This is a genomic window from Ancylomarina euxina (assembly GCF_003863355.1).
Lineage (GTDB): Bacteria > Bacteroidota > Bacteroidia > Bacteroidales > Marinifilaceae > Ancylomarina > Ancylomarina euxinus.
In genome coordinates, this window is sequence record NZ_QQWG01000012.1 from 1 (window position 1) to 18,525 (window position 18,525).

Consider the following 18,525-nt stretch of genomic DNA (forward strand, 5'->3'; position numbering starts at 1 on the left):
ATCAAAACTCTTATTTTGGCGGTCTGGACGAGACTCGAACTCGCGACCCCATGCGTGACAGGCATGTATTCTAACCAACTGAACTACCAAACCAAAATGTATGATTTGTTTATTTAAAGAGTAACGAATCAAAACTCTTATTTTGGCGGTCTGGACGAGACTCGAACTCGCGACCCCATGCGTGACAGGCATGTATTCTAACCAACTGAACTACCAAACCAAAATGTGTGATTTGTTTATTTAAAGAGTAACAGATCAAAACTCTTATTTTGGCGGTCTGGACGAGACTCGAACTCGCGACCCCATGCGTGACAGGCATGTATTCTAACCAACTGAACTACCAAACCAAAATGTGTAATTTGTTTATTTAAAGAGTAACAGATCAAAACTCTTATTTTGGCGGTCTGGACGAGACTCGAACTCGCGACCCCATGCGTGACAGGCATGTATTCTAACCAACTGAACTACCAAACCAAAATGTATGATTTGTTTATTTAAAGAGTAACGAATCAAAACTCTTATTTTGGCGGTCTGGACGAGACTCGAACTCGCGACCCCATGCGTGACAGGCATGTATTCTAACCAACTGAACTACCAAACCAAAATGCTACAGAAATATTTATTTTAGTCGGCTCGTTAGCCTGACCTTTCCCTGAATGCGATGCAAAGATAATGCAACTTTTTTTACTTGCAATAGAGCAATCACTTTTTTTCTAATAAAAAATTAAAGAAAGCTACTAACCATGCTGTTTTGAGCATGTTACGAGGACTCAAATATTCTGTGTTTTTTTCAATTAATCCTTTAACTTAAAGAAACTGAAATTAACGCTACCATAGCTTCTCATATCATGGAATAATGGATGCTGAGAAAAATCGTTTCTTGATGAATGTTCCACAATAACAATACCATCCTCATTTAGAATGTTTTGTTTTAAAATAGCATCAGGAATTGTGTCAATTGTATCTAAATCGAATGGAGGATCTGCAAAAATGAGGTCGAACTTTTTGTTGCAACCTTTTAGATATTTAAAAATATCAGCTCTTAATGCATGAATTTGTGTAAATCCTAAATCGTTGATTGTTTTTTTTATGAAAGCGCAGTGTTTGAAATTTAATTCTACACAAACCACTTGTTCGGCACCCCTGGATGCAAACTCGTAACTGATACTCCCCGTGCCACCGAATAGATCGAGAACGTTTAAGTCTTCAAAATCGATTGTGTTGTTTAGAACATTAAAAAGGTTCTCTTTTGCAAAATCGGTTGTAGGACGAGCTTTAAAGCTCTTATCCGGAGATATCCTTCTACCTTTATGACTACCACTAATTATTCGCACAGACTTGTATTTAAAAGTTTGGTAAATTGATTGTATTCTGAATTCGAAACGATATGTTTTAAGAACATTTCGTTGGGGATATTATCAAGAACAATATCCTTAATATAGCGTTTTAGTATTTGATACGCTTTACTTGTTTCATCTATTTTCCCTGAAAGATGAAGTTGACTGTATTCTGTATTTAATTTCTGTTGTTTATAGATATTCAGAATAAAATAAACCATGTCAGTCTCATCCTTGAAGGAAAAACTATTGGCAAAGTGTTTTTGTCCGTTATCTGGAATAAAGGCATCGAAAAAATGATTGTAAATCTGAACGAATACCTTTGGATGTTTACCATCTATGCTTTGATTTAAAACTTTATGGTAGAAACTCAAAGTTTGATGCGATATTTCAGCTCCAGGAAACTGAGATTCTATAAAATCGGGCAGAGTCGAAGGTAAGGCATATACAATATAGGCATTCATTTCTTCGACCTCGTTCCAGTTTAAGATTTCAGCTTTTAAGAGAGGGTGGCATAATTGAAAGCTATCAATTGCCAGAACATCAGAAAAAAGCCATGAGGGAATAAGACAGGCTTTTTTTGTCAACCAAATAACCGAAACATGATTGTAGGTCAGGTTGAGATAGTCACAATTACGTATACCATCTTTTAATACATCAATAGAACTATTATCCGTTTCTGAATTTAGCTTTTTTGATTGGAAAAGTGCCAAACATTTATTTTCTGAGCTAAGGATAGAAAAAGAAAATCCATCCAGACAAAGCTGGATGGATAGTTTATATCTTGACGTATTATCCTTTTCAAATGTTGAGTCAACAAATAATAATTCGTCCATAATATCTTTTGAGGATTATTCCCAGTTTCCTGCTCCGTTATTAGCTTCTTCAAGAGAACCTACTTTAAGTCCAGGATATTTGTTAATACGAATACGGTTACCGTTTTCTTCTTTTAACTCATCTAAGTACTCATCACGAAGATCAGCGAAAATATCCATGTTTGAAACTTTAGCTTCGAAAACCTGAACTGTTACGTTAGAACCAGTAACAACAACACCAGCTGCCATCTTAAATTCGCTCTGCTCTTGTGTAAAAGGAACGTATCTTAAGTTTTCAATAGCATAATTATTGTTGAAGATTGTCTCTAGAGCTGAAACCATGATCGTATCACGAGTGATAAACCCTTTAACTACTGCTTCTCTTTCAGTCATACCTGCTTCAATTTGCTCATCAGTTAATGAACCAATTGACTTAATCATAGGCATTGAGTCAGTTTTGATAAATGAGATTAAAGTATCAAAGCTGCCAGTATATTTTTTATTTACTTCTTTGTAGGCATTTTGCGCTTTACGAATATCTTGTAATTGATTGATGATCTTTTCGTATCGCTCATTTTTAATTTCACCAAATTTAATTGGTTTCATAATACTTTGGTAAGCCAAATATCCAAACGCAACAATTGCAAAGGCAAGTAAAATTTGAAGGACTGGTTTTAATTTCATAGTTTATAATTTGTGTTAATTTAGTTATACGGTAGATGCAATAAAATAGACAATAATTAGAGTTTATTCTTATGCTCGTAACATACAAATAGTTTATTAGTTTGTGTAAGTTTGTTTGCAAATTTAAAAAAAAAATCTGTTTGGTTATTTTTATAGCCACTAATTTTATGTGGAAATGTTAAAAAAGCACATTAGTTTATGTATTTGTAAGGAATTAAAGTTCGAACCGACTGCTGATCAGGAGTTTGCTGTGACCGAATTGTCTGATTATTTGACTAGTAGTAAGAATGATCGTATTTTTTTATTGAAAGGATATGCCGGGACAGGAAAAACGACTCTTGTTAGTGCTTTGGTTTCTAGCCTTTCCGAAATGGAGATTAAGACTGTTCTTTTAGCGCCAACAGGTCGAGCCGCAAAGGTGCTGTCCCACTACTGCAAGCAAAGTGCCCACACGATTCATAAAAAGATATATCGTCAAAAATCTCTTACCGATGGCTTTGGAGTATTTGATTTGGATAGAAACCTTTCACGTGACACAATTTTTCTGGTTGATGAAGCATCAATGATTTCAAATTATTCAAATGAAGCTTCTGCTTTTGGGTCTGGTTGTTTATTGGATGATCTTGTTGATTATGTTTCTGCCGGAGTTAATTGTCGCTTGATTTTAATCGGAGATGTTGCTCAGTTACCCCCAATTGGTATTGATGTGAGCCCAGCTTTAGATCCCAAGGAGCTCGAATCTTGCTATAATCTTACGGTTAAAGAAGTTATTTTAACTCAAGTTGTTCGTCAGGCTGAAGAATCTGGTATATTAAAGAATGCAACGGAGTTGCGTCGAATGCTTGATGAGGGGGATAGTGGTTATCCTCAACTCGAGACTGAAAGATTTCCAGATATTGTTCGAATTACTGGAGGAGAGCTTATTGAAGAAATATCTTCGGCTCACGATAAGTACGGTTTAGAAGAAACGATGGTTCTTTGCCGTTCTAATAAACGAGCCAATCAATACAATCAAGGTATTCGTAATAGTATATTATATAGAGAGGACGAAATAACCGTTGGAGACTATTTAATGGTTGTGAAAAATAATTATTTCTGGACAGCAGATGTGAAAGAAATTGATTTTATTGCCAATGGTGATATTGTTGAAATCACCAGGATTGGCAAGCATGTTGAAATTTATGGATTAAGATATGTTGAAGTCAGTCTTCGTTTTCCTGATTACAAAGATCTAGAACTGGATACTATGATCATGCTTGATACACTTAATATTGAAGCAGCTTCTTTGGGGTATGAAGAAAATAAAAAACTTTTTTTTACCATTTCAGAGGATTATGCCGATATTCCTTCAAAGAAAAAGCGATATGAGAAAGTTAGAGATAATAAGTTTTTTAATGCATTGCAGGTGAAGTTTGCTTATGCCATTACATGTCATAAGGCACAAGGGGGGCAGTGGAGTGCCGTTTTTGTTGATCAGGGTTTTATTAACGAGGATATGCTTAATCGAGAATTTTACCGTTGGCTTTATACCGCACTGACGCGAGCAACAGAGAAGCTGTACTTGGTTAATTTTAAAAAGGATTTTTTTTCCAATGAAGAAGTTGATTTATAATTCAATTCCTACCATTAAGATATCATCTGTTTGTTCATTATTCTCCTTCCACTCATCTAGCCAGTTAAAGAAATCAGATTTCTGAAGATTGATAGATTTAGATTGAAGATTAAGTAGTTTATTATAGAATTCTTTTTTCTTCAGACGTTTTGTTTGGCTTCCTCCAAATTGATCCGTAATGCCATCTGAATAAATAAACAATCTATCGCCAGGAACTGTTGTTATTAATTTTGTTTGAAATTCAGAGTGCTCGCTTTCTTTTCCGATTGAAAATCTGTCGGCAGGAACTTCAAATAGAGAAAAATCCTCATTTGTCATTTTTGCTTCAAGTAGTTTCTGATCAACTCTTAATTGTTCAACACCTTTTCGAATTAAAATAAGAGGACGTCTGGCTCCAACATACTCAATTTTGTTTTCTTGTGAAATGATTGAAAGAAAAGCCCCATCCATTCCATCATATTGAGTAAATGTATCACTTGAAGTATTTAAAAGACGACTGAATTTCTGGCTGAGTTTAGAAAAGATTTGGCCAGCTTGAATGCTGCTTCCATTTTCAAAAATCGTATGAAGTTCCATTTGGCCCATCATGGTTAGCATAGCAGCAGGAACACCATGTCCAGTACAATCGAATACACCTATGTTTTTTTGTTGGAAATTCTGGTTTATCCAGTAAAAGTCTCCACTTACAACATGCTTTGGAAGATTGATAATGAAAGATTTTGGAAACATGCGTTTGAAATGTTCAGTATCAGGTAATATTGAACGTTGAATTCTTTGAGCATGAATCATCCCCTGATGAATATCAAAATAGGATTTATATTTTGATATTTCTTGCTTTTGCTGATTCATCTGGAAAGCAATCATTATTTTGGATTGCAATTCAGTAAAGTCAATGGGTTTTTTTACGTAATCAAGAGCACCTTTGGTAAGAGCAGCTTTGATGGTTTCCATCTCGGTTTTAGCTGTTACCATAATTACAGGTATTTCTTTTAAGCGTTCACTCTCCTGTAATTTTTCAAGTACATCCATTCCGTCCATAACTGGCATCATGACATCAAGTAGAATGACATCAGGAAGGTTGACTTCAAGCCATTTTAAAGCCTCTAGTCCACCATCTTTAGAAACAATGTTATAGTCTTTTCTAAAATATGCCTCAATTAATTTGTTATTAATTGGAGAGTCATCGATAGATAGTATGATACGTTTATTATCCATGCAAAAAAGATGTAGGGTAGTTTTTTTATAAACTACCCTAGTTTATTAGTTTAATTTTAAAGAAAGAATAATTCCTTCAATTTTCTTATCCGCTAGAGCCTCAGTTTTATAGAAGTTTTCTCTTTTATCTAGATCTTCACGAACTTCAAAATAAAATTTAATCTTTGGCTCAGTTCCTGATGGGCGAACCGAAATTTTTGAACCATCTTCTAAAAAGAATTGTAAAACATTTGCCGTTGTTTCAAAATCAAGTTCCGTTTCTTCACCACTTATTGGGTTAATCGCTTTTCGAATATTGTAATCTTTAACCAATACAATTGGAGAATTGTTGATGCTTTCTGGGCGATTGAAGCGGAAATCATGCATCATTTTCTCAATTTCCTGTGAGCCACTAAGTCCTTCTCTTACAATATAAATCATTTTTTCTCGAGAAAAGCCATATTCGACATATATTTCTTTTAATATGTCAAATAGGTTTTTCCCTTGATCTTTAGCCCATGCAGCAATTTCAGCCATTATGCTACACGAGGAAACGGCATCTTTATCGCGAGTAAAATCACCAGGCATGTAGCCAAATGACTCCTCTCCGCCACCTATATAGTTCTTGTCAGGATTTTTGCGGATAACATCAGCGATCCATTTGAAACCTGTATAAGCATCAAAACATTCAACGTTGTTTTTGATTGCAACATCTTTGAATAACTCAGTTGTTACAATTGTTTTTACTACATAATCGTTTCCTGTAAGTAAGCCTAATTCTCTTCTTCTTCTAATCAGGTAGTAAGTGAATATTAAGGCGGTTTGATTTCCATTGATAATTTCCCATTCACCTTTATCATTGGTAACAGCAATTCCCAAACGGTCACCATCAGGATCGCAAGCCATAACCAAATCAGCATCTACTTCCTTTGCTTTGTCAATAGCCATTTTTAAGGCCTCTGGTTCTTCAGGGTTTGCTGACCATACGGTTGGGAAGTTGCCATCCACAACATCTTGTTCAGGAATATTAATAATATTCTCGAAACCATAGTTCTTTAATGAATCAGGAACTAGTTTTACTGTAGTGCCATGTAAGGGTGTAAATACAATTTTTAAATCTTTATGATTCTGGATTGATTCAGGTGATAAACACAGGGTCTTAACTGTATCTAGATAGAGTCTATCCATTTCGGCACCCAATACTTCGATCAGATCAGGGTTTCCTTCAAATTTAATTTCATCAACCGTTACAACTTTCACTGCATCAATAATATTTTTGTCATGAGGAGTAACGATTTGAGATCCATCATCCCAATAAGCTTTATAGCCATTGTATTCTTTAGGATTGTGTGATGCGGTAATGATAACACCCGATTTACAGCCAAGTTGACGGATTGCAAAGGACATCTCTGGTGTTGGTCTTAGATCATCGAAGATGTAGGCTTTGATACCATTTGCTGAGAAAATATTAGCGACCGTGTCCGAGAAGAGTTTACTATTGTTTCTACAATCGTATCCGATACATATAGAGATTTCTTCACCGGCAAAACATTGGTTTAAATAATTTGCTAGACCTTGTGTTGCAGCTCCAACAGTATAAACATTCATGCGATTTGTACCTGGTCCCATTTTGCCTCGTAAACCACCTGTTCCAAATTCTAAATCTTTATAGAACGAATCGATCAAATCAGTTTGATCTTCTTTTTCCATTAATTCAGAAATTGATTTTTTTGTGTCTTTGTCGTAATTGCCATTAAGCCATTCGCTGGCTTTGGTGTTTACAATATCTAGTATATCTGATTGATTCATGTTCTTCTTTTAAATATAATTGACTTTCGAGTATTTGTTTATTCCCCCTCAAGAATTAAGTCTCAAAAATATCTCATTTTTTTGGATTAATCAAAGAGTTTCCTTGATTAATGGCATTCATTTCAAGATGTAATGTGTTTTCTGATCTAAATCCCCATTAGTTAGTGTCTTGTGTCTAAGTGAAAATAATCTAGAGGCGCCCATTATAGGGGGATTTAGTATTGAAATAGTAATGTTTCAAGATATTGATGTTTTTATATTGAATTTGATGAAAAATCCTATGTCTTTTGAATTGTGTTTTGGAATATAATGAGTACTTTTGCAGCGATTTATATAATATAATGTCTAATTTACTAGTAAACAAACTATTTAGTATGGTTGAAGAAAACAAAAATGCTGCTATTGAAGCAGAATTTGATTGGGATGCATTCGAAAATGAAGATGCAGGTTTTGCTGCTAATAGAGCAGATTTAGAAGCACAGTACGATAAAACTTTATCTACAGTTGCTGAAAAAGAGGTTATCGATGGTATCGTTATCTCTATGAATAAAAGAGAAGTTGTAATCAATATTGGTTACAAATCTGATGGTATCGTGAGTTTAAATGAATTCCGTTACAATCAAGAATTAACTGTAGGTGATTCAGTTGAGGTTTATGTTGAAAGTCAGGAAGATAAAAAAGGACAATTAGTTCTTTCACACAAAAAAGCACGTGCTCTACGTTCTTGGGATCGTGTTAACTCTGCACTTGAAAACGACGAAATTATTAAAGGTTATATCAAGTGTCGTACCAAAGGTGGTATGATCGTTGACGTATTTGGTATTGAAGCTTTCTTACCAGGTTCTCAAATTGATGTTAAACCTATCCGTGACTACGATATTTACGTAGGAAAAACTATGGAATTCAAAGTTGTGAAAATCAACCACGAATTTAAAAACGTTGTTGTATCTCACAAAGCTCTTATTGAGGCTGAGTTGGAGCAACAGAAGAAAGAAATTATCGCTAAGCTTGAAAAAGGTCAGGTTCTTGAAGGAACAGTTAAAAACATCACTTCTTATGGTGTATTTATCGACTTGGGCGGCGTAGATGGTTTGATCCATATCACTGACCTTTCATGGGGTAGAGTATCTCACCCAAGTGAAATCGTTGAGTTGGATCAGAAATTGAACGTTGTAATTCTTGATTTTGATGACGATAAAAAACGTATCGCTCTAGGTCTTAAGCAACTTACTCCTCATCCATGGGATGCTCTTGACGCTGAAATGAAAGTTGGCGACAGAGTTAATGGTAAAGTAGTTGTTATGGCTGACTATGGTGCATTCGTAGAGATCGCTCCAGGTGTTGAAGGTCTTATCCACGTTTCTGAAATGTCTTGGTCACAGCACTTGAGATCAGCACAAGATTTCATGAAAGTTGGTGATGAAGTACAAGCTCAGATTATCACTTTGGATCGTGAAGAGAGAAAAATGTCTCTTGGTCTTAAGCAATTGAAGCAAGATCCTTGGGAAGGTGTGGAAGCTAAGTACGCTGTAAATTCTAAGCATGCTGCTAAGGTTCGTAACTTCACAAATTTCGGTGTATTTGTTGAGATTGAAGAAGGTGTTGATGGTTTGATTCACATTTCTGATCTTTCTTGGACTAAGAAAGTGAAGCATCCAGCTGAATTCACTCAAATTGGTGCTGAAATTGAAGTTGTAGTTCTAGAAATAGACAAAGACAACAGAAGATTGAGTTTAGGTCACAAGCAATTGGAAGAGAATCCATGGGATGTATTCGAAACAATCTTTGCTACTGACTCAACTCACGAAGGTACAATTGTAGAGATTTTCGAAAAAGGTGCTGTTGTTGCTCTTCCTTACGGTGTTGAAGGATTTGCTACTCCACGTCACCTTGTAAAAGAAGATGGATCACAAGCTAAAGTTGAAGAGAAATTATCTTTCAAAGTGATTGAATTCTCTAAAGCTGCTAAGCGAATCATTCTTTCTCATTCAAGAACTTTTGAAGATGTTAAGCGTGCTGAAGTTTCTGAAAAGAAAAAAACTGAGTCTGCTAGCATGAAAAAAGGAGTGAAGAAGATGAAAGATTCATTAGAAAAAACTACCTTAGGTGATATTTCTGAATTAGCTGCTTTGAAATCTCAACTTGAAAAAGGAGAAAAGTAAGCTTTAAATAATACTTAAAGAGGTTAATATGGACTTTAAGATTGACAAAAAAGACGGATACACTTTAGTTCAGGTATTAAATAGTAGATTGGATACTCATATTGCTCCTGAATTAAAATCGAAATTAGTTTTGATTTTCTCAGAAGGAGAAAAGAATATTCTTTTGAATTTAGATGCTTGCACCTACTGTGATTCATCCGGCTTAAGTGCCATTCTTGTAGCCAATAGGTTATGTAAGAATGCCAACGGAACATTTGTTCTGTATGGCTTACAGCCTGCAGTTGAAAAACTGATTATTATTTCACAATTGGATACAGTGTTAAACGTTTCAGATAATTTGAGCGTTGCTGAGTCTTTTATGAATAATAGTGAGATTGAGAATTAATATTGATCGTAAGTGAAATTTGAATTAACAATCTTAGGGAGCAATTCTGCATTGCCAACCTCAAAAAGATTCCCAACCGCTCAAGTACTCAATGTACTTGAGCGGTTTTCTTTTATGCTCCTAGTCACAAAGGTCTGCGACTTAGCAGCTTTATTGTTTGCAAGTATTTATACTTTTAAGGCTACAAAAAACGATTTAGAAGAATCAGGAGCAAAGCCCCGTGTATGTCTGGTTAAGTATAAAACTTAGTAGGTTTAAAAAGGAAGAGTATGGTGTCTGTGACTCCTCTAAATAGTCTTCTTAATTCCTTTATTTAGGCATTGAAAGATTTATCAGAAGCGATGGAGTTGCGTTTAGTTAAGTAGTTTGAAATGGAGTCATAATGGATATAAAATGTCCTCGCGATGGTGGTGAAAGTTTTAAGCCTACTTTTCCGTAGAGTATTTTCCTATTGTTCCAACTTCTTTTTGATGTTTAGCTCGATAAATATCAAAACGTGATGTTGAATAAGCGAAAGCTTCTTCTAGCTAAGGCCAAATAGAATTTCAGCCTTTATATATCATTTGAATTCAGGAATAAATAATTTAATGTTTTTTTTTATCTAGAATTTATGTTATCATTATTATAGCTTTAATTGAAAGCATGACTCATAATATTTGTGTCTTTAAAATTATCAATCATATGAATTATAGTCGTGTCTGGATTGGCTCCACATCAATTTGGTAGTTTATTGCTGGACTCTCTTTCGATCAGTCTTACTGGAAGAACGATGGTTTCCTGACGATTGCCTGTCTTATTCTGGATAATATCCAAAAGTAATTCTGTGGCTTTTAAACCCACATCGAAACCTGATTGTTCTATGGTGGTAAGAGAAGGGCTTAGGTATTCTGAAAAGGGTTCGTTACTGAATCCTACTACAGCTAAATCTTGGGGAATCCTGATTCCTTTATCTTTTGCATATAGTATAATGCTTAAGGCTGTTGTATCATTGGCAGCGAAAATTGCATCCGGAGGATTAGAGGATTCAAGTAGTTTTTTAGCGCAAGCAAGACCATCTTCTCTGTTGAGTGGACTTTCGATAATTTGGTCTTTATCAATCTGGATGTTGTGCTTGCGCATTGCTTTAAGGTATCCCTGAAGTCGGTTGATGTATAGATTTAGATGTTGCGGGCCACTGATGTGTGCAATACGTTTGCATCCCTTTGATATCAGATGTTCAGCTGCTAAGAAACCACCTTTAAAGTCATCAACCACCACCTTGCTGGTTTCCAATTCATCACAAACTCTATCAAAAAAGACTAAAGGAATATTTTTGTTTGTAAAAGTTTTGTAATGGTCGTAATTGTCAGTGTTTAAGGCGACAGATGAAATGACTCCATCTACTCGCGATGCAAAAAGAGTTTGAACACAATCAGACTCCCTTTCCTTCTGGTCGTTAGATTGACAGATGATCACATTAAAACCCTTTTCTCGAGCAAATTCCTCGATACCCGTAATTGCAGAAGAGAAGAAGTAGCGACTTATACGTGGAATGATAACACCTATAGTATTTGTGCAACTAGTGCGCAAATTTGAGGCCAGCGCATTGGGTTGATAGCCTAGTGTTTTTGCCATATCACGCACAGCTTTCTTAGTTTTGTCACTAATACGTGAATTGTTATTGAGTGCACGAGATACTGTAGAACCTGAAATTCCTAGTGCTTTGGCAATGTCATGTATGGTAATGTTACTCTCTTTCTTCATTATATACGCTTGGTTGAATTTCCAGTACAAAGATGCTAATAATTTTTAGATATGATGATGAAATTGAATAAAAAGCCAATCGATTGCGCAATGTTTAAATCATTCTGAAATAAATATAAGTTTTTGATATAGCTAGGAAACCTGATTTTATTGGAGCTTTGATTGTATAAGGGCATCTTGGGGATATAAAAATAAAAATAAAAAGCAGACAATCGATTGCACAATTCAATTGCATTTTATTTCTTTGTGTCGATCAAGAAGTGAAAATGAATCATTCTTGTAAACTACAGATTATTCAAATTATTCAAATTATTAAAAATAGATAGCTATGAGCCTAAAGTACGAAGAGAGATATGCTACTCATCCATCAGATGCAAAGAATTACGATACGAATCGTTTAAGAGATGAGTATCTGGTGCAGAATATCATGGAAGAAGGAAGTGTTAATTTGACTTATTCACAATACGATAGATTGATTGTAGGGGGTGTGGTACCGACCAATAAGGCTTTAACACTGAAAACAATTGATCCATTAAAAGCTGAATATTTTCTTGAGCGAAGAGAGCTTGGTATCGTTAATGTTGGAGGAAAAGGAAGCGTAAGTGTTGATGGTGAAGTGTATGAGCTAGAATACAAAGAAGCTTTATATGTAGGAAAAGGAAAAAAAGAAATTGTGTTTAATAGTTCAGATGATGCTGCCCCAGCACATTTTTATTTGAATTCAGCACCTGCACATGAGGTATTCCCAACGGTAAAAATTAGCCGTGAAGATGCTATTATCATTGAATTAGGTGAAGCTAAGAATTCGAATCGTAGAACGCTTAATAAACTTATTGTATCTGATACAATTAAAACGAATCAGTTACAAATGGGTATGACAGAATTACATTCAGGTAGTGTTTGGAATACAATGCCAGCACATACACATAGTAGAAGAATGGAAGCTTACTTCTATTTTGAAGTGCCAAGCGATCAGGCTATCTGCCATTTTATGGGAGATCCCAAAGAAACCCGTCATATTTGGATGGCAAATGAAGAAGCTGTTTTCTCTCCAACTTGGTCGATTCATTCGGCAGCAGGAACAAGCAACTATACGTTTATTTGGGGGATGGGTGGTGAGAATTTGGATTATGGGGATATGGATATTTGCCAAACCAATGACTTGCGTTAAGCAATTATTTTTGTGATATAAATAAATTGTAAGTTTTTAAAAGATATAGATATGATTCTTGATTCGTTTAAGTTAGATGGAAAAGTTGCTTTGGTAACAGGTGCAACTCACGGTATTGGAATGGCAATTGCTTCTGCATTAGCTGAAGCCGGTGCACAGATAGTAGTGAATGACATTTCGAAAGAAAACCTTGATAGAGGAATTGCAGATTACGCAAAGAAAGGAATCGATTGTAAAGGCTATATTTTTGACGTCACTGACGAAGCTGGTGTAATTGCTGGAGTTGAGCAGATAGAGAAAGAAGTTGGTCCTATTGGTATTTTGGTGAACAATGCAGGTATCATCAAGCGTGTTCCTATGCAAGACATGGAAGTGAAAGATTATCGTCAGGTAATTGATATCGACTTAGTAGGTCCTTTCATTATGGGAAAATATGTTGGTCGTAAAATGATCGAGCGTCGTGAAGGTAAAATCATTAATATCTGTTCTATGATGAGTGAATTGGGCCGTAACGATGTTTGTGCATACGCATCAGCAAAAGGTGGTTTGAAAATGTTGACAAAGAATATGGCTACAGAGTGGGCTAAGTTTGGTATTCAAACAAATGGTATCGGACCAGGTTATTTTGCAACTTCTCAAACGGAAGCAATCCGTGTTGATGGGCACCCATTCAATGAATTTATTATTAATAGAACTCCAGCAGCTCGTTGGGGTAATCCAGAAGACTTAGCTGGTACAGCTGTGTTTTTGGCATCAAAGGCATCAGATTTTGTTAATGGACATGTGGTTTATGTTGATGGTGGTATTCTAGCTACTATTGGCAAGCCATCAAATGAAGACTAAAAGTTTGTGATTAAAAGGGACGCGCTTATAGCCTTGGGGGGCGTCTCTTTTCTTAATTTACATTGGATTTCAGGGTTTTGTAATCTTGATTATCCTAAATATAGGATGACTTTTTATCTTGATTTATAAAAAAGTAAAAGCATGAAACAATATTATTTAGTTATAGTTGTACTTGTAACCCTTCTACAGGCATGCAGTTCGATTCCAGCTTTAGAGTTGAAGAATGAAATGAACCTTGCTCGAAAAGATGCTCCTGTTGTTTTAAATAGAGTGCTTGTTGCAAAAGCAGTAGGACAGATACCTAGTGATAAGATTCCCGTTGTTATTGATGATGCTGGGAATTATATCCCAAGCCAAGTTGATGATTTAGATGGAGATGGACAATGGGATGAATTGGTGTTCGTATGCGATATGAGTGCGAATGAATTAAAGAGTGTTAATTTGAATTTTCTTGCTCCCGATAAGGTTCCAGCTTTTACGGATAGAACAAATGTTCGTTTAGGAGTAGGATCAATCGATGAAGGTTTTAAAGGAACCGATCAAGCGGTTTCACCTGAAGGCTATACTGGAGTTCCCGTTATATTCCAGGCTGAAAGTGTAAGCTGGGAGAATGATATTATGGCTTTCCGGAATTATTTTGATTGTCGAAATGCTAAAGATTTATTTGGGAAGCTATCGCCAGAGATGGTAATGAATAAAATAGGAACAAAGGAAGTGGGAAGTTATCACCATTTATCTGATTGGGGAATGGATGTTTTACACGTAGGTCCTTCATTAGGAGCTGGCGGTTTAGCTTTATTTCATCAAGATTCATTATACCGTTTAGGGAATGTTAAGTCTTTTGAATTTCAATTGGTATCTCGTGGGCCTGTACGTTCAATCTTTGAATTGAATTTTGACGGTTGGGATGTCGATGGAAAGAAGCTTAAGGCTCAGGAGAAAATCACAGTTTGGGCTGGTAAATATTGGTTCCAAAGTGATGTTACAGTTACTGGTTTAGATAATGAAGCAGAATTAGCCATTGGTATCGTAACCAGTTACCTGAAGGATAGTAAACCTTTCAAAATTGTTGCTAATCGTGAATATACTGCTGTTGCAACCCATGATATACAATCAATGAATAAAGACTATTTGGGAATGGGAATTCTACTTTCTACAGATAGTAAACTGAGAACCGGTGATGCACCTTTGTTGAGTGAAAAAAGAATGAAAGGTTCTCGTTACAATATGCCAGTTGGTGAAACGCATTTTGTGACACAAAAAATCAAAAATAATCAGTCTGCAAGACATTATTTTTTTGCTGCATGGGAAGTTGAAAATAAAGACTGGAGTAAGCAAATAAACTTTGAGAATTTAATGAAATCGCAATCGGAGGAGTTGAGTTCACCCGTAAGAGTAATCGTAAAATAACAACTATTTCAATAAATATAAAGAAAGATAAGCTATGGGTAATAAAGTAGTTACTTTTGGGGAAATTATGTTGCGATTGGCAACACCAGGATATGAAAGATTTTCGCAGGCATCAGAATTTAAAGCCACTTTCGGTGGTGGTGAAGCAAATGTTGCCGTATCATTGGCAAACTATGGTATTGAATCGAATTTTGTGACTCGACTGCCTGAAAATGATATCGCTCGTGCTTGCGAAATGGATCTTAAGAAATATGGCGTAAATACGGATCATATCATATATGGTGGAGATAGATTGGGTATCTATTTTCTGGAAACGGGAGCTGTAAGCCGTGGTTCTAAGGTTGTGTACGATCGTGCTCATTCTGCTATTTCGGAGATTGAATTGGAAATGATTGATTGGGATAAGGTTTTTGAAGGGGTTAATTGGTTTCACTGGACAGGTATTACACCTGCAATTTCTCAGGGAGCCTCTGATGTTTGTTTGGAAGCTATTAAGGCGGCTAATGAAAGAGGTATTACGGTTTCATGTGATTTGAATTACCGCAAGAATTTATGGCAGTATGGTAAGTCGGCAGCAGAAGTTATGCCTGAGTTAGTTGCTGGAACTGACATTATTTTGGGAAATGAAGAAGATGCTGAGAAAGTCCTAGGTGTTAAGCCCGAAGGTGTTGATGTGACTGGTGGTCATGTTGATGCGGATGCTTATCTTTCCGTTTCGAAACAAATTATGGCGCAGTATCCTCGTTGTAAGAAAGTAATTACAACATTAAGAGGTTCTATCAATGCTAATCACAATTCATGGTCAGGTGTTTTATATGATGGGAAAGAGTTGTTTAAGGCAAATAATACCTATCAAATTACAGATATTGTTGACCGTGTTGGTGGTGGTGATTCGTTTATGGGTGGTTTAATTTATGGTCTGTTAACTTGGCCAGAAAAAGACCAACAAGCTTTGAATTTTGCTGTTGCTGCATCTTGTTTGAAACATACCATTTATGGCGATTATAATCAAGTTACAGTAGAAGAGGTTGTTAAATTAATGAATGGTGACGCTTCAGGACGTGTAGCACGATAAATGAATTATAAATGAGGAATTATAAGTTGTGATTTTGTAAAGTAAGCCTGGTTATGACAGGTATTAAGCGTTTATAATTCAGAACTCGTAATTCATAATTGAAAAACTGATGGCAAGATTTTCTAGAATAGAAGTTGCTTTGAAAATGAAAGAGACAGGTATGATACCCGTTTTTTTTCATAAAGATATTGAGATTTGTAAAGAGGTTGTTAAAGCTTGTTACGAAGGTGGAGCTCGTTTGTTTGAGTTTGTAAATCGTGGCGATTATGCGCATCAAATTTTTGATGAATTAAATAAGTGGGCAACCCAAGAATGTCCTGAGATGATTTTGGGCGTTGGATCTGTTATTGATGTGGGAACAACATCTTTATACATCCAATTGGGAACTAATTTTGTGGTTTCTCCAATTTTAAATGCCGAAATGGCTAAGATATGTAACCGACGTAAAGTTGCTTGGTCCCCAGGATGTGGTTCACTTACTGAAATATCATATGCTGAAGAGTTAGGTGCTGAGGTTGTAAAAATATTCCCGGGAGCTCAAGTAGGTGGTCCTGAGTTTGTGAAGGCTGTAAAAGGTCCATTCCCATGGTCATCAATTATGCCAACTGGTGGTGTTAAACCCGATGAGGAGAATTTAAAGTCTTGGTTTGATGCAGGTGTTCATTGTGTAGGAATGGGGTCACAATTGATGGTTAAAAAGTCGGATGGTTCATTTAATTATCCTGCAATTAAAACATCATGTGAAAAAGCTTTAGGAATTATTAAGAAACTAAGATCATAAGAAGCCAGTCTTCTTTTAAAGATTTATATGGAAAAATAATTATGGAAAAACCACAAGGAAATTATCGCTATAGAATATTGGCGATGCTCTTTTTTGCTACGACGATTAACTATATGGATCGTAGTATTATGGGAGTGTTAGGACCAACATTGATGGATCGATTTGATTGGACCAATGCTGATTATGGTTATATTAATATGGCTTTTAAAGCAGCCTATGCCATCGGTATGATTAGTATGGGTGGTTTAATTGATCGTTTTGGGACTAGAATTGGTTATACACTTTCAATAGCTGTATGGAGTATTTTTGGATTATTACATGCTGCTGTTCGTCCAGCATTTGCTTTAGTTGGATTTATCAGTGCTCGTTTTGGATTAGGTATAGGAGAGGCCGGTAATTTTCCAGCAGCTGTTAAAACAGTTGCTGAATGGTTTCCTAAGAAAGATCGCGCCTTTGCAACAGGTATTTTTAATGCAGGATCTAATGTAGGTGCTGTCCTTGCACCAGCTATTATTCCATTAGTGGTTGCTGCAAATGGTGATAATTGGCAATTTGCCTTTATGGTAACAGCTGCTTTTAGTGCTATTTGGGTGGCTCTTTGGCTTAAGATTTACAAGCGTCCAGAAGAACATCCTAAGGTTTCTAAGGAAGAGTTAGCTTATATTCTTCATGATTGTAAGCCATCTGAAGCAGATGCTAAAAAGGAATTTGAGAAATTATCATGGTCACGTGTATTGCCTTTGCGTCAAACCTGGGCTTTCGCGATTGGTAAAATTACAGATGCTGTTTGGTTCTTTTTTATGTTTTGGTCTGGTATTTTCTTCAAACAAAAGTTTGGTTTGGATAGTATCAAAGAACTTGGTGGTGCATTAGTTGTTATTTATATCGTCGCTGACTTTGGTAGTATTGGTGGTGGTTATTTATCTAAAATATTTATAAATAGAGGTTGGACACTTAATGGGGCACGTAAAATATCATTGTTGATTTGTGCGCTTTGTATTGCTCCCGTTTCTTTTGCAGCTTTGACTGATAATGTGTGGATCGCTGTGAGTTTAATCGCTTTGGCTTCTGGCGGACATCAGGCTTGGTCTGCTAATCTATTTACCCTTGTTTCAGATGTGATGCCTAAAAAGGCGATTGCTTCTGTTGTAGGTATCGGAGGTATGGTTGGTGCTATTTCGGGTATGGTTGTCGATTTTGCTTTAGGGCAAGGTTTAGATGCTACGGGTAACTCATTTTACTTTTGGATGTTTCTTGTAGCAGGTTTACTATACTTGATTATATTATTGATTATACATTTAATGTTACCAAAATTGGAACCTTTGAATGAAAACCTTGAATTGGTTAAGTGATTGTAATAGAGAAAATAAGTTTCTTGTAATTGTATTTCATTTTGGTTTTGAAATACAATAGGTTTGGTGTAGGCAAGGTTCCATTATAAATGGAGCTTTGTCTTTTTTTTTATATAAATTTCAACTTAGATTTCGTTTATTTGTAAGTTGCT

At 35.8% G+C, this 18,525-nt stretch carries 15 protein-coding genes and 5 tRNA genes; 9 read left to right on the forward strand and 11 right to left on the reverse strand.

Annotated elements, in window-relative coordinates; all coding sequences use genetic code 11:
• Positions 1–16: 16 nt before the first annotated feature.
• From DWB61_RS11910 to DWB61_RS11945, 8 genes are all read right to left on the reverse strand, one after another.
• Positions 17–93: transfer RNA gene (locus DWB61_RS11910), tRNA-Asp, on the reverse strand.
• A 50-nt stretch (positions 94–143) separates the two neighbouring features.
• Positions 144–220 (reverse strand) — tRNA-Asp (locus DWB61_RS11915).
• Positions 221–270: 50 nt separating this feature from the next.
• Positions 271–347 (reverse strand) — tRNA-Asp (locus DWB61_RS11920).
• Between the two features lie 50 nt (positions 348–397).
• Positions 398–474 (reverse strand) — tRNA-Asp (locus tag DWB61_RS11925).
• 50 nt (positions 475–524) lie between these two features.
• Positions 525–601: transfer RNA gene (locus DWB61_RS11930), tRNA-Asp, on the reverse strand.
• A gap of 193 nt (positions 602–794) precedes the next feature.
• Entirely contained in the window at positions 795–1,334 is a 540-nt protein-coding gene (locus DWB61_RS11935; protein WP_158614401.1) for an RsmD family RNA methyltransferase, read from the reverse strand.
• The gene (locus tag DWB61_RS11940; RefSeq protein WP_125031136.1) at positions 1,325–2,173 is read right to left on the reverse strand and encodes a DUF3822 family protein; all 849 of its coding nucleotides are present in this window, start codon (positions 2,171–2,173) and stop codon (positions 1,325–1,327) included. Before DWB61_RS11940 ends, DWB61_RS11935 begins: the two co-directional genes overlap by 10 nt.
• A gap of 15 nt (positions 2,174–2,188) precedes the next feature.
• Positions 2,189–2,836 carry a hypothetical protein gene (locus DWB61_RS11945; RefSeq protein WP_125031137.1) on the reverse strand — a complete coding sequence of 216 codons (648 nt, stop codon included), beginning with the start codon at positions 2,834–2,836 and terminating at the stop codon, positions 2,189–2,191.
• Positions 2,837–3,011: 175 nt separating this feature from the next.
• Here DWB61_RS11945 and DWB61_RS11950 point away from each other — a divergent pair, with 175 nt between their 5' ends.
• Complete coding sequence (locus DWB61_RS11950) at positions 3,012–4,448, forward strand: ATP-dependent DNA helicase (RefSeq protein ID WP_125031138.1); 1,437 nt, start codon at positions 3,012–3,014, stop codon at positions 4,446–4,448.
• Here DWB61_RS11950 and DWB61_RS11955 read toward each other — a convergent pair.
• The gene (locus tag DWB61_RS11955) at positions 4,443–5,663 is read right to left on the reverse strand and encodes a response regulator (RefSeq protein ID WP_125031139.1); all 1,221 of its coding nucleotides are present in this window, start codon (positions 5,661–5,663) and stop codon (positions 4,443–4,445) included. The two genes, DWB61_RS11950 and DWB61_RS11955, sit on opposite strands and share 6 nt — an antisense overlap.
• A 45-nt stretch (positions 5,664–5,708) precedes the next feature.
• Positions 5,709–7,451, reverse strand: coding sequence for a phospho-sugar mutase (locus DWB61_RS11960; RefSeq protein WP_125031140.1), 1,743 nt, complete (start codon positions 7,449–7,451; stop codon positions 5,709–5,711).
• A gap of 341 nt (positions 7,452–7,792) precedes the next feature.
• Here DWB61_RS11960 and rpsA point away from each other — a divergent pair, with 341 nt between their 5' ends.
• Both rpsA and DWB61_RS11970 read left to right on the forward strand, forming a co-directional pair.
• On the forward strand, positions 7,793–9,613 hold the full coding sequence (gene rpsA, locus DWB61_RS11965; protein WP_225423386.1) for a 30S ribosomal protein S1: 1,821 nt from the start codon (positions 7,793–7,795) through the stop codon (positions 9,611–9,613).
• Positions 9,614–9,641: 28 nt separating this feature from the next.
• A complete protein-coding gene (locus DWB61_RS11970) occupies positions 9,642–9,998 on the forward strand; it encodes an STAS domain-containing protein (protein ID WP_125031141.1) in 357 nt (118 codons plus the stop codon).
• Positions 9,999–10,712: 714 nt separating this feature from the next.
• Here DWB61_RS11970 and DWB61_RS11980 read toward each other — a convergent pair.
• Positions 10,713–11,741 (reverse strand): LacI family DNA-binding transcriptional regulator, encoded by a 1,029-nt coding sequence (locus DWB61_RS11980; protein ID WP_125031142.1) that lies wholly within the window; start codon positions 11,739–11,741, stop codon positions 10,713–10,715.
• Between the two features lie 328 nt (positions 11,742–12,069).
• Between DWB61_RS11980 and kduI the strand changes: the two genes are divergently transcribed.
• The 6 genes from kduI (at position 12,070) to DWB61_RS12010 (ending at position 18,373) form a co-directional block, all read left to right on the forward strand.
• The gene (gene kduI, locus DWB61_RS11985) at positions 12,070–12,912 is read left to right on the forward strand and encodes a 5-dehydro-4-deoxy-D-glucuronate isomerase (protein ID WP_125031143.1); all 843 of its coding nucleotides are present in this window, start codon (positions 12,070–12,072) and stop codon (positions 12,910–12,912) included.
• A gap of 51 nt (positions 12,913–12,963) precedes the next feature.
• The gene (locus DWB61_RS11990; protein WP_156190247.1) at positions 12,964–13,755 is read left to right on the forward strand and encodes a gluconate 5-dehydrogenase; all 792 of its coding nucleotides are present in this window, start codon (positions 12,964–12,966) and stop codon (positions 13,753–13,755) included.
• Positions 13,756–13,896: 141 nt separating this feature from the next.
• Positions 13,897–15,165, forward strand: a complete 1,269-nt coding sequence (locus DWB61_RS11995) for a DUF4861 domain-containing protein (protein WP_125031144.1) — start codon at positions 13,897–13,899, stop codon at positions 15,163–15,165.
• Positions 15,166–15,199: 34 nt separating this feature from the next.
• The gene (locus tag DWB61_RS12000; protein WP_125031145.1) at positions 15,200–16,240 is read left to right on the forward strand and encodes a sugar kinase; all 1,041 of its coding nucleotides are present in this window, start codon (positions 15,200–15,202) and stop codon (positions 16,238–16,240) included.
• A 109-nt stretch (positions 16,241–16,349) separates the two neighbouring features.
• Positions 16,350–17,021 carry a bifunctional 4-hydroxy-2-oxoglutarate aldolase/2-dehydro-3-deoxy-phosphogluconate aldolase gene (locus DWB61_RS12005; RefSeq protein ID WP_125031146.1) on the forward strand — a complete coding sequence of 224 codons (672 nt, stop codon included), beginning with the start codon at positions 16,350–16,352 and terminating at the stop codon, positions 17,019–17,021.
• Positions 17,022–17,062: 41 nt separating this feature from the next.
• Positions 17,063–18,373 carry an MFS transporter gene (locus DWB61_RS12010; protein ID WP_125031147.1) on the forward strand — a complete coding sequence of 437 codons (1,311 nt, stop codon included), beginning with the start codon at positions 17,063–17,065 and terminating at the stop codon, positions 18,371–18,373.
• The last annotated feature ends 152 nt before the right edge of the window (positions 18,374–18,525 follow it).